Source organism: Rickettsia fournieri (assembly GCF_900243065.1).
GTDB classification, from domain to species: domain Bacteria; phylum Pseudomonadota; class Alphaproteobacteria; order Rickettsiales; family Rickettsiaceae; genus Rickettsia; species Rickettsia rickettsii.
Map to the genome: position 1 here is coordinate 273,316 of NZ_LT978483.1, position 18,524 is coordinate 291,839.

Here is an 18,524-nt window from a genome sequence, read left to right on the forward strand (position 1 = left end):
ATAATATGAAAAATCTCAGATATCAATCACTCATTTGTTGATACTAAATTAGTTACAATAACGCCAATAGGTGCAAATACATTAAATATTAACATTGAGGCACCATTAGTAATAAAACATAAAGACCTTGAGCCTACTGATAATCCTCTTAACAGTGACATAGCCGCATCTAACGGTTTAAATAGTCTGACCATTGACTACAGTGATGCGGGCTTATTTAGTGGTCCAACTATTAGTTATGACAACAAACTTGGTACAATAATATTTAGTGGACCAGCAGATGGTAATGCTAATACTGAGACTTTAGGAAATACTATTAATACTGATGAAACCGTTTAAGGGTATGAGGTCATTCCTGCGAGACGTTGTTACATGGATAGGTTTTTCCGTCATTGCGAGGAGTTGCGTTAGCAACGACGCGGCAATCTTATAAGATAATATAAAAAAACTCCTGAGCTTGCCACGTCAGCATAAATGCTGGCTTGCAATGACGATTTTGTAGACAATGCCTTCTCGCAATGACGATACAAGTTCGTATTTATTAGTTAAACAAGTGACAAAGAAAGAAATATACTCAAATGATTTGGAGAATGGGAATGTAAAACGAGGAGCGAGTACGCACAGCCTATATTTAATAGGTGATCCGAAGTTTTGCAGAAACAATTCTTCAAAGCAGAAGAGTATAATTATATTATGTGGGCCGACTGCTAGCGGGAAGTCTTATTTAGGTCATGAACTGGCTAAAGCTTATAACGGCGAAATCATTAATATCGACTCAATGCAGGTTTATAAGGAAATTCCTATTATTACCGCCTCCCCTCCGAAAAGCTACAAAACTGAAATCTTGTATCACTTATATAACGTCTTATCAATGACAGAAGATTTCTCGGTAATAAAATATCTAAAACTTGCGACAGAAAAAATAAAAGAAATAACCGACAAGGGTAAGCTACCTATATTAATAGGTGGAACGGGTTTATATATTAATTCTTTAGTTTTTGGCTATAATAATATTCCTGATATATCAGAAGATTTACGAGAACAGGTAAGAAACTTATATGTTAAAATAGGCAATATAGAATTATGGGGTAAATTAGAGAAGCTTGACCCGCTTGCTGCTTCTAAAATAAACCAAAATGATACTCAGCGTTTAATTAGAGCTTATGAAGTATTCATGCAAACCGGTAAATCTATCTTTTTTTTTCAAACTTTGCCAAAAGAACAAATCTTATCTGATTTTAATTTCAAAATTATTTTCTTAAATCCTGAGCGAAAGTTTTTATATAAAACATGTGATGAGCGTTTAGATAAGATATTTAAAGAAGGGGCAATTGACGAAATAGCTTTAATAAAAAAGCAATTTGCTCCTAAAGATTATACGCATTTGAAAGCTGTAGGGATAAAAGAAATTTTAGCTTATTTAAACGGCAAGCTCACTTTAGATGAGGCTTTAAATGCAGCTCAAATACGAACCCGTCAGTATGCTAAAAGACAAGTTACTTGGTTTAAAAATCAGATACAAGATAAAATCACATTGGAATATGCTAACCAAGAAGAATTTACTCAAACTTTAAAAAACCCTTTTAAAATTATATAGCTTATCTACGTATTTCTTCTTTCTTTTTATTATTGGAAATAGGAGTAATGGAAAGTGTATTTGTCTTAGGTCCTACAATATTAATCTTACTATTTAAATTTGAGACGATACTTTATGCTTCTTTTAATACATCAGCCGGAACTTTATTTTCTAATTCTGGTTTCTTATCAGATTTTTGATTACAATAACCAACTCCCGCTTTAACAACATTTAGTATTTGTTTAATAATATTTAGTGCTTGCCCTTCTTTCCAAACTAAACTACCTATACTAGTAGCAACATTAATATATTTTTTATTTTCAATATTTTCTAAGATTTGAATCAGCTTATCCGGTTGATTGAGCATAGGTGTTAGTATACTATATAATTCTTTCTTATCGAGCTTATTTATACCGGGTACATCTTTTAAAGTTTTATCTAAAATACCTGTAAATATTTCCTTATTATCGTTTAAATATTTTTTGATCTCGGGATTATCTTTAGTTAACATTACCAATTCTTTAGCTATTCCCGTATTTTAACAAATCTATCAAAAACCTTTTTTAATTATTCAGGATTATCAAGTAATATAGGCATTACATTCATCAGTTTTGTAGTATCTTTTGTTTCTAGTCCATAATTTTCAAGCTGCTGTTTTATAGTTTGGCTATTTTTTTCATCTTGCTCTAAAATGCCTTTAATTAAATTATCGAATAAATCCTCTTTACTTTGCTCTACTAATATATTTTAACTTAAATGAAGGTTCGTTAAAAGCAGTAATTACACGGCTTGTTACTGTCATATCATCGCCTTTATTTATATCTGTAATAATAGCATGTGCAATTTCCGATTTTGACATAACTTCACCTACTATACTAAGCATTTGTTTATCGAAATTATATTCTTGCGTCATGCTTTGTATATTCGGAGTATTTTCAATAATAGCTGAGGCAATATCTGGTAAGACTGTTTTATTATCAGCAAAAAAACTTTTTAATTTATCGTCACCCGCTACCATTTCTAAAGATTTCTCACGAGCCACCATTACTCCTTGATTTGCATTCAGAGTATCAAAAATCTCTGTTGTTTCAGGCATTTTATTTAATAAAGTAGGAATAGTATCTACATCAACTTTATAGCTTTCAAAATATTCTTTTAAGAAAGGTTTAGCTTGTTCTTTAGTTTCTATTAAGAAACCTTCTATAATTATTTATTTTTCAGGAGATAATTTATTAAACCTTTTTAGAGCATTAGGATTGTTTATATTTTCAGCCAGCTCTTGTTTAAACTCAGGATGTTCATTAAATATTTTTATAACTTTTGCATATGTGTCATTACTTTGAGGTTTTTGTAATATATCATCAAAAGCTTTTATATAGTTGCTTGGAAGTATTTCAGTCTTGAAATTCTCTAAAACCTGCTTTTGCTAAGATTTGTCCTATTTTTGGTAAATCATCGGCATGCTTTTTTAGAAAATCCTATATTTGGATTTTTCAAGAACAGATTTTTGAAACTTTGAATCACGATATATATCAGAGGAGCTTGCAAGTTTAACAAGATTATAACTATTTACGGGATTAGTGAAGGCAAACTTCGCGCCTTTTAATAATGCTCCTATACTAACTGGTAATATTTTTTTCTTTGGAGATGCAAGGTCATAAATAAAGCTTGTCAATGCCTTTCTGCATCAGGAGAAGATAATGTCCTTTTAACAGTTTTATTAAAATTCTTTAATTTAATATCTTTAATGGAATTTGTAACTGCCATAAAAATAATGAAATACATTTAATTACATAAACATTAAATTATCTTAAAATTGATTCAAAGAAATAAATTAAGCACTACTTAAATATTTTAATTTATATTACATAATATGGTAATTAAATCAATTTGATCTAAGATGTATGGAGTTATCTTTGTATTTGTTTACTTTTTGTAGGTAATGATGCGTAAGTATGTGATTTATCGTGATTATCTACTATATGCACTTTACTATCTAAATTTGAAACTATATTTTTTGCTTCTTTTAAAACATTTAATTTATTAATATTTTTGAACTCATTTTTAAAGTTATCTTTTAACTGTTCATTGAAGATTTCTTTTGGTAAATAAATTCCACCGGTGATAGTGCCTACCCCAGTATATTTAGATTTAGAATATAAAGTAGAGGCAATATTACTTGCTAACTTTTCTAGATTTTTTGGCTCTAAAAAATTATTTATATTATCAGGATTTTCTTTAGAATATTCAGAAACGATAGGTTTTAGCATCTGATTCATCATGTAAAAATCTTCACCTCTATTATCACCTTTATCAAAAAGTTTTTGTGATATTTTCTCGCTTAAAATATTTGCCAATAAATTACTCTTAATATTTTGTTTATTTGTAATATTTTCATATAAAGGGTTCAATATTTGTAATGGAGAATGTACATGATTTGTAATATGTTTATATTGATTTGTTCTAGGAGTAGCTAGGTTAGTAACCATATTCATAGGTAGTGAATTTAGTTTTTCTATAATATAGTCTTTAATCGTTTGATTTTCTTCATATAATCTTTTTACTTGTTGAGCAAATTTTTTTTTACTAAGTACATTTCTTTTTCCTTCAGCTTGTATTTGTAAAAATACTTTATCAATTGCCTTATCAATTAATTTTGCTTGTTGTTCTTTAATTAGTTTAGGTACTAAAGGAGGGATAGCCTTATCAAGATTGTAAGTATCAGTAAGTAGCATTAAATTATCAGGTAATTTAGCCTCTGCTAAATTAATATTTTTAAAATTACAATCTTTTAAAGAAGTTACTTTAGTTAAATCTGCATTTTTTAATGATACGCCTGAGAAGTCGATATTAGATAAATTACCTACTAATATAGCTCCCTCTAAGCTGAATTTTCCATTTTGTATTTTATGTAAATTATTTCTAAGAGTAATTTCATCTATAGTTTTATCTTTAAAATCTTGTGATGGACTAAATACGTCTTTTACTTTTTCAGTAGCATAGCTAAAACCTGCTTTTATAATATTCGGCAATTGCCCTTCCAAATAATTTGTTTTTTGAGCTAGATTATATATAGCACTAGCAGCCCCACGATAATTACTTTTTTCGACCTCTTCTATAACTTTAACTAATTCATTAGGATGGTTTAACATTGATGGAAGTACATTATATAATTCTTTCTTATCAAGGTTATTTATACCTGGTATTTCTACTAAAGTTTTATCTAAAATACTTGCAAATATTTCTCTATTATTGTTTAAATATTTTTTAATTTCAGGATTATCTTTAGTTAAAGCTATTAACTCTTTTGCCATTCCCGTATAATCACCTTTAATAAAATCTCGAAAAACCTTTTTTAATGATTCAGATTTATCAAGTAATATAGGCATGATGCTCGTTAGCTTTGTAACATCACTCGCTTCCAGACCATAATTTATAAGTTGTTGTTTTATAGTTTGGCTATTTTTTGCATCTTGTTCTAAAACTCCTGTAATTAAATTATCAAATAGACCTTCTTTATTTTGCTCTACTAATATATCTTTTAATTTAAATGAAGGATCATTAAGGGCGGAGATTATATTACCGGTTAAACTCATATAATCGCCTTTATTTAAGTCTGCAATAATCTCATGAGCAATTTCCGGTTTTGACATAATTTCGCCTACAATACTAAGCATTTGTTTATCAAAATTATATTCTTTTGTTATGCTTTGTACGCTAGGAGTATTTTCAATAATACCTAAAGCAATATTTGGTAAGATTGTTTTATTATTAGCAAAAAAACTTTTTAATTTATCATCACCAGCTACCATTTCTAAGGATTTCTCAAGAGATATCATTACACCTTGATTTGGAGCATTAAGAGTATCAAAAATCTCTTTTGTCTCAGGCATTTTATTTAATAAAGTAGGAATAATATCTAAAATTTTAAGATCAATTTTGTAGGTTTCAAAATGTTCTTTTAAGAAAGGTTTAGCTTGTTCTTTTGCTTCTTCTAAGAAATTTTCAATAATTATTTGTTTTTCAGGAGATAACTTATTAAATCTTTTTAGAGTATTAGGATTGTTTATATTTTTAGCCAGCTCTTGTTTAAACTCAGGATGTTCATTAAATATTTTTAATAAATTTTTCTTTTCGGGTTTTTGTAATATATCATCAAAAGTTTTTATATAATCGCTTGGAAGTATTTCAGTTGCTCCTGTACGTATGTATTTCGTAATATCTTCACTCTTTTCGTTAAAGAATTTTTGGAAGTTTTTATCGGTAACCAGCATATCTAAAGTTCTAGAAGTCACTTTATTCCAGTTCGGTAGCTCTTGCTTTACTTCAACTGCAATTTCTTGAAGTTTTTTAAGTACTTGTTCATTTTTAAAACATTCTTTTAGTATTTCGAGTCCCTTTTCATCTAAAGCACTTTTATCTTGAAATTCTCTAAAGCCCACATTTGCTAAGATTTGACCTATTTTAGGCAAATCATCCGAATGTTTTTTTAAAAATTCCCATATTGGAGATTGTTTAAGAAGTGATTTTTGAAATTCCGGATCAAGATATATCTTAGAAGAGTTAGCAAGCTTAACAAGATTATAAGTATTTATAGGATTAGTTAAAATAAATCTTGCTCCGAGTAATATCGTTCTTAAGCTTATACTCTTTGAAGATGATAAGTCCTGAATTACACTCTTTAGTACTTTATTAAGTTTAGAAGAAGATAAAACTTTTTCTACAACTTTTTGATAGTTTTTATTATTTATAACAGCCATAAAATTACTCGAAATGTTTAAATATTCTAAATCTATTTTAAAAAATTTTTAAAAATAAAGATCAGGTATTTTTAATTTTTTGTTATTGTTGTTTTTAATATGTATACTTCGATACAACATGTTCAGCATCCTAGGACTTACAAAGACATGGCTGCCAATTTTTCAAGTGCTATCTGAGTATATTATTTAGCCTCCGCTTTTGGCGTCCATCTCAGTGAATACTTCTTCCCATGAACCGGTAGTCGCTGCTTTTGAATATTCAGTTGCTCTATTTTCAAAAAAGTTCGTATGTTCGACTCCGTTTAGCATTTCATCAAGCCAAGGAAGGGGGTTATGATTTACCAAATATACATCTTTGAGTCCTAGCTGCATTAAACGACGGTCGGCAATATAACGAATATATTGTCTTACTTCATATGCCGTTAATCCCTCAATACCGCCAACTTCAAAAGCAAGTTCAATAAAGGCATCTTCAAAATGCACAATAGTCGTACAAGCTTCATAAATACGTTTACGTAAAGTTTCTGTCCAAACTTCAGGGTTTTCTCTTACAAAAGTCTTAAACAGAGTAATAATTGAGTTAGTATGAAGTGTTTCATCACGCACTGACCAAGCAATAATCTGTCCCATACCTTTCATTTTATTAAAACGAGGGAAATTAAGCATGATCGCAAAAGAAGCAAATAGCTGTAATCCTTCAGTAAAAGCTCCAAATACTGCGAGTGTAGTTGCTATATCTTCTTTGGCATCCACTCTGAATTGCTGCATATAATCATACTTGTCTTTCATTTCCTTATATTTAAGAAATGCTGAATATTCTACTTCCGGCATACCTACCGTATCAAGTAAATGTGAATATGCCGCGATATGTACCGTTTCCATATTAGAAAATGCCGATAACATCATTAATATTTCAGTCGGTTTAAATACTCGTGAATAATGCTTCATATAGCAATTATTCACTTCAATATCTGCCTGTGTAAAAAAACGAAATATTTGCGTTAATAGATGTTTTTCCCCTGGAGTTAAGTTATATTTCCAATCTTTAACATCGTCGGCAAGCGGTACTTCTTCCGGTAGCCAATGAATTTTTTGTTGAGTGTGCCAAGCTTCATATGCCCATGGATATGAAAACGGTTTATAAATTGGATTTGCATCAAGTAGTGACATAATTTTTCTTCTTTTAATTTTTCTATTTCTTCTTTTGAAAGCTTAGTATACTTAATTATTTTCTCTATCGGCTCATTATCCGCTAACATTTCTTTTGCTATTTCTGTATTTCTTCTAGTGTCTCCAATTTCAATACCCTCAGCTTTCCCCTCATTATATTTACTTTTTTGATTTAACTCTTCCGTTTGAGTATCCAGCATCGCTTTAATATAATTATCATATTCTGCTTCGCTCCAGTTAAATTATTCAATAGTTTTATAAACTGATAGTACTATTTTCATCTTTTGTATGTTGCGGGGGTTCTTTTGCTCTATCGAATTTAGCCATCATATATAACCAATCATCTTCTAAACTTTCTAACTCATCTGCTTCTTTGGTAAATTTGTCTAATTCAACAAATACGTAAGACAAGCATTTCAGTTGATGCTTACCGTTGCCGACATTAATAGTTTGATGATAGCTAATACATTCTTTTTCCTCGGGCAATGCCTGAAATCCAGAAGTAATTACTACCATTACTACAGGAGCTAGATCAGCATATTCTTTTCCTCTTTTTAATTGCGAAGAAAATGCTATACAACTGTAAAATTGTACTCTTGCTAAAAAAGAATCGGCATAGCCGTTTTGCATCTCAACAATATAAATATTGCCGGAGTTATCTCGAACTTTTACGTCTACTATACTCCTTTTATTCTGTCCTAAATCCGGCACTTGTTCGTTTGAAATATATTCAAGGTCGATAATCCTTAACTCTTCAGGTAACCTCATAATATTATTGAGAAAGCCTAGTCACCTTGTTTTATCCGTAAACAATTTTTTAAATGCTACATCATTTGTTGGGTCTAAAAATATCTTTGAATAGTTATATTATACTTACTGACAAGCTAAGCATTCTTCGTAGTTACCGGCTTCTGATAACTTATCGTTTTGTTCCTCTAAATCTTTAAAATCGGCCTTTAATACGTCATGCGAAACCTTATCGGCTCGCTGTATTGATGTAGATCTACAGTAATATAAACTTTTTACTCCTTTTGTCCAGGCTTTAAAATGAATATTATTTAAATATTTCTTACTAACATTCCCCGGTAAAAAGATGTTTAAAGATTGTGCTTGCGTAATGTAAGGAGTACGATCGCTTGCCAGTTCAATTAGCCAATTCTGATCAATTTCGTAAGCGGTTTTGAAAACCTGTTTTTCTTCTTCGGATAAAAATGTTAAATGTTGTACTGATCCTTCATGTGTTGCAATCGAAGACCAAACTTGATCATTATTAAATCCTTTCTCCTCTAATAACTTTTCTAAATGTTTGTTACGCACGTTAAAAGAACCGGTTAAAGTCTTTTGTACAAAGCTATTAGCGGCAAACGGCTCTATTCCGGGTGAGGCATTACCTGCTATTACCGAAATTGAGGCGGTAGGTGCTATTGCGGTTTTATTACTAAATCGTTCATTACTGCCTGCATCTAGAGCATCAGGACATGCTCCTTTTTCTTTACCGATTTCTATTGAGGCTTTATCAGTTTCAGCAGATATATATTCAAATATTTTTTTATTCCAAACTTTTGCCATAACCGATTCTATCGGTACTTTTTTCATTTGCAAAAATGAGTGGAAGCCCATTACGCCAAGTCCAACGCTTCGCTCACGTAAAGCCGAATATTTAGCTCTTGCCATAGTATCCGGTGCTTTATTAATAAAGTCTTCTAAAACATTATCAAGGAACAACATAATAGAATGGATAAATTCTTTATCATCTTTCCACTCTTCGTAATACTCTAAATTTAAAGAGGAAAGGCAGCAAACAGCAGTTCTTGACTTTCCTAGATGGTCAATTCCCGTCGGCAATGTAATTTCGCTACAAAGATTAGACATTTTAACTTGAAGCCCTAATTTTTTATGATGCTCAGGGATAGATTTATTAACACTATCGATAAATAACAAGTAAGGCTCACCTGTTTCTATTCTAGTAGTTAATAACTTAACCCATAAATCTCTTGCTCTAACTTTATTTACGACTTTTTTGGTAGCAGGACTAACAAGGTCAAAATCCGTATTGTTTTCAACTGCTTTCATAAATTCATCGGTTATAGCTATACCGTGATGAATATTAAGAGCTTTACGGTTAACATCCCCACCTGTCGGACGTCTTATATCGATAAATTCTTCAATTTCAGGGTGATTAATAGGCAAATATACAGCCGATGAACCTCGTCTAATAGAACCTTGCGAAATAGCAAGAGTCATAGAATCCATTACTTTAATAAACGGTATAATACCGGATGAATGACCTTTATCACGAATCCCTTCATTAATAGCACGAACATTACCCCAATAACTGCCAATCCCGCCACCGCGTGCAGCAAGCCAAACATTTTCTGTCCATAAATTTACTATATCGTCTAAGCTATCATCGGTCTCATTCAAGAAGCATGAAATAGGAAGTCCCCTATCCGTTCCGCCGTTACTTAAGATTGGTGTTGCTGGCATAAACCACATTTTACTCATATATTCATATAACTTCTGAGCATGCTGTTTATTTTCGGCATAATAACTAGAAACTCTTGCAAATAAATCTTGAAAATCCTCACCTTTCATAAGATATCGATCTCGCAGAATAGCTTTACCGAAAGGAGTAAGTAAATTGTTATGGTTGTTGTTTATAGTGATTTGAAATTTATTTTTTTTAAGCGTGTTCATTATAGGTACTAATGGGGTTGTAGGCGTTATTTATAATGCTTATTTTGAAAAAATGACACCATATTCAGTGTATAGAATCTTCACTTAAGTAGACACGAGAATAATAATTTATTCAATATAAATATTTATTTTTTTTTAGATTTTTGACTTGACACAAATCACTATTGATTACTATATAGAATAGTTTGTACAAATATTATGCTTTCTTAAGGCACAAACAGTCTTATCCTGCGGAAGTAAGGCAACGTTGCGTGGTTCCCGGTTGCATTTTCGCGTAGACATAAGTTTAAGGATCGATTCCATCTCTGTCATCTCACGATCAAGTCACAGCGTAACAGAAAGAAACCCGATCCATGCAACAAGACCTTATCTATACGGGAATAACGTTAAAGACATTCTCCATCATTCGTATTAAGAGACCTATCGGTGTAACCTCATCCTTATATTCAACAATAAACTATGCAACAAACGTGGTATGTCGGCTACTATCCAATCAACTTCTGCAACATAATATCCTGGCTCTCTATTTGGAAAAGTTACTTCAATCATTTTAGAAGGAGCTAATGTATGATCCCAGTAAGGAAATTTATCAGAAAGTTCACTATAAATTTCTTCTAAATCATAGTGTTGCATAGTGTTTCAGTCTATTTTCAAAGGTACACTCTGCTTTTGTCATTTGCACTATATAACCGCAAGTTTTATGTGACGCAGTATAATCCCATTCTATTGTAAGTTTTTTCTCACCTTCTAATGATATAGTTTATCCAGTTAAACGTTGGATCTTTTAATTCCGCTCTTATTTCTTGATTAGTAGCATTGACCCAATCTGTAATCTGTACGCCCACCATTAAGAATATGCCCATCTAGTGGTAGCGGTTCCCCTGCGACATCATTTCCAAAACGCTCATCACTCCCTTTCCCTGTTTCAAATTCGTTAAGTTTCCACTCTTCATCTATTAGCTTCTTATCTACACAAACTTTTCCCATTGTGTAAAGCGGGAATATTATTCGACCATGTTTTGGAGTTGGTTGATTGTGTTGTGCTTCATTTTTCATAAATTCAACCTTTATTTAAGTTAAAAATATTAAGTAACTACAAAATACTATAGTTATAGTAATATAAAACTTAAATTGTTTTTGATATTATAATAAAAATACAGCTTCATAATACCGGACAGCAATGTCTAGCACCCTAGGAGTCAATCCATGCAAGCAACAAAGTTAGAACCTAGGCTGAAGAATTTTGATTTTAAAGATTTTTTATTATATAGCCATGGCTGGGTTACGGTAATAGTGTCTTGAAACGTGCCGGCAGCAGCAAGAGGTTGTGACGGCAGGCGTGCATATACGGTATAGTTTTTTGTGACCGGTTCAAGACCTAGTGTATAGCTATCGGTAAATGTTACAGTACTACTAGTACCGTGACCGAGGATTTGAGTAAAACCGGCATCTGTAGAAGTCAAGATTTGATCTTACAGACACTATAAATTTTGCACCTGATTGTCAGTTAAATTTTGACTGTCAGAGACGTATTCAAGATACAAGATTTCATTATTCTTTTCAACAGCTAATTTTTTACTATCCTTAAAAGTTTGCATAGGAGTTTTTCCATAACAATATTTTCCTGAATGTGGTCGCTCATTATTGAAATGCTCTAACCAAATATCAAAATCTAATTGTAAATCATCAAGATCTGTATAAATCTTTTTCCGCATAGCTGTATCAAAGAATTCTTGTTTCATGGTTTTATTAAAACGCTCACACATACCATTTGTTTGAGGAGAATATGCTTTAGTAGTAGTATGCTCTATACCTTCAATACTTAGAAATAATTCAAAAGCATGATGCTCTATATTTCCCTTATATTCTGCCCCACAATCTGTAAGAATACGAAGTATTGGTATCCCTTGAGTCTCGTACCATGGTAACACGCGGTCATTAAGCATATCAGCAGCAGTTAAAGCTGTTTTATCAGTATATAGTTTAGCATCAGCTACCCTAGTATAGCTATCAATAAATACCTGAGAATAAACCTTACCTATACCTTTGAAATTACCTACATAATACGTATCCTGACATCCTAAATAACCTGGATGCTGCGTCTCAATTTCTCCATGAGCTTCTTTTTCATTACGACGCTTCTCTAGCACTTGTAATTGAGATTCAGTAAGAACAATACCATCCTGAGCCATCTTTGCTTCTAATGCTTTAAGCCTTTTACTGATATTGTTTAAATCATTACGTAACCAAATTGATCTCACTCCTCCAGGCGATACAAGTATACCGCTCTTCTTAAGCTCATTTTATACTCTTAGCTGTCCATATGCTGGATATTCTATTGCCATATCCATTACTGCTTTCTCTATCGCTGGATCAACTCTATTCGCTATTATTGGCTTTCTTCGACTAATTTCATACAATGCCTCTTCGCCACCAGTTTCATACAGTTCTTTAAATCTGTAATAACTATCTCTACTATAGCCCATCGCTTTACATGCTGACTATATGCTACCAAGACTCTTAGCTAGTTCTAGTAACCCTATTTTTGGCTTTATTATTTTTTGATTTAAGTTCATTTTTCATCTCCATTTAATAATTAATTTATTTTACTAAATATAAGATTTAATCTCAACTATTACACATTATTATTATATAAATTTAATTTTTTATAATTTGCAATTATATTTAAACAATGTGTGTGTAATTGTCTTGCAACTTTTGGTATTTTGAGGTAAGTAGCAAGAGATAAGAAGACCCGTAAAGTTTCTAAAATTGTTTTCTGTCCTTTTTCATGGGTTTTAGCTCCTATTGTTTGTACATTATGTAGTCGGTCAAATAACTTAATTAATAGTAACTCTTTTTTCTTCTGCCGATACAATATTTTAACCATTTCTGCTGCACTAATTTTTTTATCATTTTTAACTCGTGTTAAATCTTCAACTTGATTAGCAATCTTATGGCCAAATTCTTGTATAATCATTTCTTTAGTAAGTAACGTATCTTCAATACAATCATGCAATATGCTAGTTACTATAATATCTGTTCTAAATAAATAATCAGAAATCATATATGCTACTTCTAAAGGATGTGAGTAATAGAATTCTCCTGTTTCTCGCTTTTGCTTGCCATGATATTTTTTAGCAAAATAAATTGCTTTTTTAATTTTATTAAGATCAACTTTGTTCTTAGAAATCTTACTTGTGAATAGGAGCTTAGTTAATAGTCTTTTGCTGTATCGGCAATTTGATAGATCGTTCATTTTTACTTTTCCTAGCTCAAGATCTATACCTTTAGGTAAATTTAGCTTTGCTATAATAGGACCTATAGTTTTTTTTGACTTCTTGCCATATATCCATCCCTACTATAATTTTATTTAAGTGTAGCAAGTGAAGCACAATAATCAAGAAAATCATCATTATTAATTAATACATAATCATCAAAACCTTATATCAACATTATGTATCATAAATCAGATCATCAAGAAGAGGTAACTTAATTGGTATATTACAGACAATAGTAGTACTTTTACCTTTTTCACTTGTTACTTCAATCTCTCCATTTAACTCACCAATTAGACGCTTTACAAAACTTAATCCTGATCCAAGTCCATGATATTGCATAGCAACATCAAATTTATCAATCTTTTCATGAAGATGTTGCCTGATTTCTTTAGACATACCAATACCACTATCATGCACCATAAATTGGCATACCATTTCTCTGTGTTGTTGTTCTAATTCTGAAACGGCTGGACTAATAGCAAACATGTTCACTGTTACCACAACTTTGCCTTCTTTAGTAAATTTAATAGCGTTATCTATTAACTGCTCTAATATTGCCCCTATTCGATAAGTATCACTAATTATAGCATTTGTTAAATCATACTGAAAATTACAAGATAAATTTAATCCCTTACGTTGAGCTATTGGCATCGCTTTATCAATAATCTTATTTACCAACTGTTTTGGATCAAACTTATTTAAAACTATAGGAGGTAATCCAGAATTATTCTGTAGATAACTAAGTATATTGTTATAATAATCCAGTAATTCTTCAGCACAACTTACCACACTAGCTAGATAATCCTTTTTTTCAGGATTATCTTCTATTTCATAAAGAGCTGTTACTAATGAAAAAATCCCATTACATGGAATCTTTAATCCATGTACCATATTTTGAACCACATCTCTTTTAAATAACTCAGATTCTTTCAATTTATTATTTGCTTCTTGTAATTCTAATTTATATTTAATTATATCAGTATAATTTGTGATCGTCGAGTTAATGATATTCTCTTCTTGCTGATATGGTATTAATGTGACAGATATAGGAGATAATTGAAGATTCCAATTTGTTTTAGTAAGATTAGTGATATTATCATTATCTTTTGGTTGATTTTGGTTATTAATTGTCATAGCATTTCCTTGCTGTTAAAGTTCAGAAAACAGCTCAGAGGTTAAAGTGCTAAAATTTTGTAGTTTTAATTTAACCTCTGAACCAGAGTTGCACCACGGCCGCTCTTAACAAGGACAGATATCACCACAATTTTACGAAGTACAGAGGATTTAAGAGCTTTTGTGACAGATTTTTATACAATTGGGTAAACAGCTGCACAAATGAGACAGTGCTAAATTAATATTGTTTATTATCTCAACTCTTTATCCATTACATATAAATCCAAAGTAGCATTAATATGCTACAAAAACTATCAAAAATTCCTTTGAATATGGTATTTTGCTGGCATTTAAGCCTACTTTATACTATAATTACAGTATAAATATTTTAATAATAATTTCATGTCAGTAAAGAACTTAGATAAACCACAACCATTCTTGCAATGGGTGGGTGGTAAAAGAAAAATCGTTGATCAATTAGTTAAATTTATTCCTAAAAAACTAAACAACTACTATGAACCATTTCTTGGTGGTGGTGCTTTATTCTTTCATGTACGAGATAAATTTAAACAATGCTATTTATCTGATATTAACCTTGAGCTAGTTACGTCTTATAACGCAGTTAAGACAAATCCTGATGCAGTTAGTAAATTACTAGACTCACATAAAGCAAAACACTCTAAAGAGCATTATTATCAAGTGAGAGCTAATAATGATAGTAGTGATCCAATAAAAATTACTGCAAGATTTATTTATCTTAATAGATATTCATTTAAAGGTATTTACCGGATTAATATTGATGGCAAACCAGCTCAAACTTTCTCTGGTAGAAATTATAGTAAATCTGATATTGCATCTAGACTAAAGCAATGTAGCAGCTTACTTACTGGTACATATATTTGTGCTATAGATTTCTCTTTCATTGAACCACAACAAAATGATTTTGTTTATTTTGATCCTCCTTATCATAAATCAGGTGAGAAATTCTATACTAGATTGCCTTTTGATAAAAATGAACAAACTAGACTTAGAGATTTTGCTCTAGAACTCAACAATAAAGGTGTTAAAATTATGCTTTCTAATAGCAATACTCCATTTATTAGAAACTTATACAAGAATTTCAATATTAATATCATTAAAGTTAAATATTCTATGCCTGAACGTAATAAAATGTCTGATGAGGTAATAATAACCAATTATTAAAGAGCGATTAAAGCATTCAATTGACACAGTTCAATCACCTATGCCTTATTCTTTCCTGTATCACAGATTGTAGTTGTTTTAAAATTTCGTTAATTCAAAAGTAAAACCTTGGGTCTTAAAAGCCTTATCGAGATCCTGCATATAATTATTTCTTATATAGTAATCATAAAAAGATGATGTAGATTTAAGAATTATTTTTTTGTTATATGTATCTTCTTCTGCCACTACTAATTTACTTAATACATTTAAATCAATATATTTGTTATAATGCTGGATAAGAAATTTTCGTGCCCTATACCATACTGTATCAGGATTTAATTGTTTACTGAGCTGCAATAGATAATTTTGTTTTTCATCTTCGGTATTATTCTGCTTCGCTTCAAGCTCAGAAAATGGTATGATTTTTAATTTCCCAATACTATGGCCATATATCATTTGTACTTGTTGTAGTATTTTATCTTGTGCATTTTCTGAAAGCGTAATATTTTTAAGCAGTTTTATTTGATACTGATTATTTACTACCCCAATAAATAAGCAGGAGCTTAGTAATTCATAAGCTGAATCAGGATTAAAACTACCAATGATTTTACGTTTTAACTGAGATTGTTTGCTAGTGTCAAGGCTGCTTTCTATCTTATCTAGATAGTGCTCCTGAACTTTATGCACATTGCTAGATTTAAACTGAAACTTCTCACAATTAGTTTGAGTAGCTTCTCTCAGTTCATGAGCTAAAGCTTTAGCCATGTAATTTAAAAACACTTTTTTATGACCAAAATGATGTTCTGGGTATTGTTCTGCTAATTTCAATAAGAGCTTGTTAATAAAAGTAAGATTAAATTCTCGATTTGATTTTATCTGTAATAAATCAGCCTCTTCTTGGGTTAATGGATGGAAATCTGTTAATTTTTTCCTTTTGAACCAGCTCTTATGATTAACGGTATTAATTGCTGCATTATTACTACTTGATTCCGTAGAATTATATTTTTTAGAGATTTTATCCATAACTGCTTGTAGTGCAGTGTTAATTTGCATACTACCTGGTATGCTATCAGTGCTAGATACACTGATATTATCGCCTTGTTGTTCATCGTGTACTGGTTTTATGCTATTAAATTGTGAATTTGCTTCAAGTTTTTGTTGTTGTAACTGATTTTTTGCATTTTGACTGCATTTATCTTTTTCATTTTGCAAAATTGTAGATTCACTAGATCTAGATTTATTAGATATATTTTTATTATTATATATATAGAGAGAGTGGGCGAAACTTTTTTGGGGTTGAGGCAAAATTTCTTTGGGTTTGACCCCAAAGTTTTTTGGAGTTGATGCAAAATTTTTTTCATTTTCAGAGGGTATTTTATTAGAAGCAGGTTGGAAATTTCTAGCTAGCTTAATACAAGGAGTATTACGGCATTTAATGCCATATTTAATGACTGTTGTGTTATACACTTGAATAAAGCCACTTTTTTGTAACTCAAACAGACATTGTCTTACACGTTCTTGACAAACACTTAAGTGTTCTTGGAAGAAATGATAAGTTTCCTTAAGTTCATCAATGTTATTATTATGATAGATTTGCAAGCGAAAGACTATAAGAGAGAGTAACTGCCTTGCAGTTTTACTTATTATGCGTTGCACAATCATTAGTAAAATGCGATGAGCATATAGTAAGCATAAGACCTCAACTTAAACATCAGGTTTAATCGAGGTAGTAAGAGGATTAGAATGCTATTTTTCAAAACGCGATGAGCATATAGTGAGCATAAGGAGTATGGAAGGAAAATTAGTAAAGTACGAAAAGGTTGATTGTAAAGTGGTGGAGCCAGAGGGAATCGAACCCTCGACCTTTTGAATGCCATTCAAACACTCTACCAACTGAGCTATGACCCCAATATAGTCAATTGATTTGGACTCGCCTGCATCATCATTCGTCGTTCTCCTATTAGTTAGGCTTAACTCCTTGCTTCTGGTGTGCAAATCCCACTGACTTGACTATAACAAATTAATTCTCTTATACTATAATAATAAAACTAAATCTATAAAATTTAATCTTTATTTTGCTAACAATGCCATAGCATCTCTAGAAGACATTATATTATCTACTAATCCAAATTTTTTTGCTTCTTCCGGTGACATGAAATTATCACGTTCCATACTTTTTTCGATATGTTTTAACTCTTGTTCAGTATGTTTACTATACAATTCGTTAAGTAACCTTTTGATTTTTAGGGTTTCTTGAGCGTGGATTTCTATATCGGTAGCTTGCCCTTTATAACCTCCTGATGGTTGATGGATCATAATACGACTGTGAGGTAAACTATAACGCATCCCCTTCTCGCCCCCGCACAGTAAAAGTGAACCTATAGAACAAGCTTGACCTATGCATAATGTAGCCACTTTAGGTTTTATATATTGCATTGTGTCATAAATCGCAAGACCTGCGGTTACAACTCCTCCGGGGGAATTGATATACATATATATATCTTTTTTAGGATTTTCTGCTTCAAGAAACAATAATTGTGCAACAATTAAGTTTGCCATATGATCTTCAACAGTACTACATACAAAGATTATACGTTCTTTTAGCAATCTTGAATATATATCATAAGCACGTTCACCGCGTGATGTTGGTTCAATTACTATCGGTACATACGACATTAATATTTTCTCCTGAAATTGATGAATTAAATAGTTTTTCGTCATTACGAGGAGGTTATTTTAATAACC

At 31.2% G+C, this 18,524-nt stretch carries 13 protein-coding genes, 1 tRNA gene and 3 pseudogenes; 3 read left to right on the forward strand and 14 right to left on the reverse strand.

Annotation, left to right across the window (positions count from 1 at the left end; all coding sequences use genetic code 11):
* Nucleotides 1-12 precede the first annotated feature (12 nt).
* Both C4Q30_RS10440 and miaA read left to right on the forward strand, forming a co-directional pair.
* A complete protein-coding gene (locus C4Q30_RS10440; RefSeq protein ID WP_103897150.1) occupies nt 13-339 on the forward strand; it encodes a hypothetical protein in 327 nt (108 codons plus the stop codon).
* Between the two features lie 166 nt (nt 340-505).
* Entirely contained in the window at nt 506-1,597 is a 1,092-nt protein-coding gene (gene miaA / locus C4Q30_RS02630) for a tRNA (adenosine(37)-N6)-dimethylallyltransferase MiaA (RefSeq protein ID WP_103897111.1), read from the forward strand.
* Nucleotides 1,598-1,769: 172 nt separating this feature from the next.
* On the opposite strand, the pseudogene C4Q30_RS09485 reads toward miaA, so the two are convergent.
* From C4Q30_RS09485 to C4Q30_RS02700, 11 genes and pseudogenes are all read right to left on the reverse strand, one after another.
* Nucleotides 1,770-3,343, reverse strand: a pseudogene (locus C4Q30_RS09485) (pentapeptide repeat-containing protein); the annotation flags it as partial.
* A gap of 143 nt (nt 3,344-3,486) precedes the next feature.
* Complete coding sequence (locus tag C4Q30_RS02650) at nt 3,487-6,336, reverse strand: pentapeptide repeat-containing protein (protein WP_103897114.1); 2,850 nt, start codon at nt 6,334-6,336, stop codon at nt 3,487-3,489.
* A 186-nt stretch (nt 6,337-6,522) separates the two neighbouring features.
* Nucleotides 6,523-7,506 carry a ribonucleotide-diphosphate reductase subunit beta gene (locus C4Q30_RS02655; protein ID WP_103897115.1) on the reverse strand — a complete coding sequence of 328 codons (984 nt, stop codon included), beginning with the start codon at nt 7,504-7,506 and terminating at the stop codon, nt 6,523-6,525.
* A gap of 255 nt (nt 7,507-7,761) precedes the next feature.
* On the reverse strand, nt 7,762-8,274 hold the full coding sequence (locus C4Q30_RS02665) for an Rpn family recombination-promoting nuclease/putative transposase (protein WP_209445194.1): 513 nt from the start codon (nt 8,272-8,274) through the stop codon (nt 7,762-7,764).
* Between the two features lie 105 nt (nt 8,275-8,379).
* Complete coding sequence (locus C4Q30_RS02670) at nt 8,380-10,203, reverse strand: ribonucleoside-diphosphate reductase subunit alpha (RefSeq protein WP_014014333.1); 1,824 nt, start codon at nt 10,201-10,203, stop codon at nt 8,380-8,382.
* Nucleotides 10,204-10,623: 420 nt separating this feature from the next.
* Nucleotides 10,624-10,836 (reverse strand): chitin-binding protein, encoded by a 213-nt coding sequence (locus C4Q30_RS02675; RefSeq protein ID WP_245207443.1) that lies wholly within the window; start codon nt 10,834-10,836, stop codon nt 10,624-10,626.
* 174 nt (nt 10,837-11,010) lie between these two features.
* On the reverse strand, nt 11,011-11,259 hold the full coding sequence (locus C4Q30_RS02680) for a chitin-binding protein (RefSeq protein ID WP_103897116.1): 249 nt from the start codon (nt 11,257-11,259) through the stop codon (nt 11,011-11,013).
* Between the two features lie 143 nt (nt 11,260-11,402).
* Nucleotides 11,403-11,654 (reverse strand): annotated as a pseudogene (locus C4Q30_RS02685) (Csu type fimbrial protein); the annotation flags it as partial.
* A 30-nt stretch (nt 11,655-11,684) separates the two neighbouring features.
* Nucleotides 11,685-12,779: pseudogene (locus C4Q30_RS02690) on the reverse strand (IS481 family transposase).
* A 59-nt stretch (nt 12,780-12,838) separates the two neighbouring features.
* Nucleotides 12,839-13,462, reverse strand: coding sequence for an HD domain-containing protein (locus tag C4Q30_RS02695; protein WP_103897117.1), 624 nt, complete (start codon nt 13,460-13,462; stop codon nt 12,839-12,841).
* A gap of 196 nt (nt 13,463-13,658) precedes the next feature.
* Nucleotides 13,659-14,618, reverse strand: a complete 960-nt coding sequence (locus C4Q30_RS02700; RefSeq protein WP_103897118.1) for a sensor histidine kinase — start codon at nt 14,616-14,618, stop codon at nt 13,659-13,661.
* 381 nt (nt 14,619-14,999) lie between these two features.
* On the opposite strand from C4Q30_RS02700, the gene C4Q30_RS02705 reads away from it, so the two are divergent.
* Nucleotides 15,000-15,800: a DNA adenine methylase gene (locus C4Q30_RS02705; protein WP_103897119.1), complete on the forward strand. Its 801-nt coding sequence runs from the start codon at nt 15,000-15,002 to the stop codon at nt 15,798-15,800.
* A gap of 78 nt (nt 15,801-15,878) precedes the next feature.
* Here C4Q30_RS02705 and C4Q30_RS02710 read toward each other — a convergent pair whose 3' ends face one another.
* From C4Q30_RS02710 to clpP, 3 genes are all read right to left on the reverse strand, one after another.
* Nucleotides 15,879-17,378 (reverse strand): hypothetical protein, encoded by a 1,500-nt coding sequence (locus C4Q30_RS02710; RefSeq protein WP_245207444.1) that lies wholly within the window; start codon nt 17,376-17,378, stop codon nt 15,879-15,881.
* A 233-nt stretch (nt 17,379-17,611) separates the two neighbouring features.
* Nucleotides 17,612-17,687 (reverse strand) — tRNA-Ala (locus C4Q30_RS02720).
* 162 nt (nt 17,688-17,849) lie between these two features.
* The gene (clpP, locus tag C4Q30_RS02725) at nt 17,850-18,455 is read right to left on the reverse strand and encodes an ATP-dependent Clp endopeptidase proteolytic subunit ClpP (RefSeq protein WP_103897120.1); all 606 of its coding nucleotides are present in this window, start codon (nt 18,453-18,455) and stop codon (nt 17,850-17,852) included.
* Nucleotides 18,456-18,524: the final 69 nt, after the last annotated feature.

Coding starts and splice junctions, on each gene's coding strand:
- C4Q30_RS02695 (WP_103897117.1), bottom strand. CDS start 13,462: ATGAACGATCTATCAAATTGCCGATACAGCAAAAGACTATTAACTAAG.
- C4Q30_RS02665 (WP_209445194.1), bottom strand. CDS start 8,274: ATGAGGTTACCTGAAGAGTTAAGGATTATCGACCTTGAATATATTTCA.
- C4Q30_RS02655 (WP_103897115.1), bottom strand. CDS start 7,506: ATGTCACTACTTGATGCAAATCCAATTTATAAACCGTTTTCATATCCA.
- C4Q30_RS02650 (WP_103897114.1), bottom strand. CDS start 6,336: ATGGCTGTTATAAATAATAAAAACTATCAAAAAGTTGTAGAAAAAGTT.
- miaA (WP_103897111.1), top strand. CDS start 506: ATGCCTTCTCGCAATGACGATACAAGTTCGTATTTATTAGTTAAACAA.
- C4Q30_RS02670 (WP_014014333.1), bottom strand. CDS start 10,203: ATGAACACGCTTAAAAAAAATAAATTTCAAATCACTATAAACAACAAC.
- C4Q30_RS02705 (WP_103897119.1), top strand. CDS start 15,000: ATGTCAGTAAAGAACTTAGATAAACCACAACCATTCTTGCAATGGGTG.
- clpP (WP_103897120.1), bottom strand. CDS start 18,455: ATGTCGTATGTACCGATAGTAATTGAACCAACATCACGCGGTGAACGT.
- C4Q30_RS02700 (WP_103897118.1), bottom strand. CDS start 14,618: ATGACAATTAATAACCAAAATCAACCAAAAGATAATGATAATATCACT.
- C4Q30_RS02680 (WP_103897116.1), bottom strand. CDS start 11,259: ATGAAAAATGAAGCACAACACAATCAACCAACTCCAAAACATGGTCGA.
- C4Q30_RS02675 (WP_245207443.1), bottom strand. CDS start 10,836: ATGCAACACTATGATTTAGAAGAAATTTATAGTGAACTTTCTGATAAA.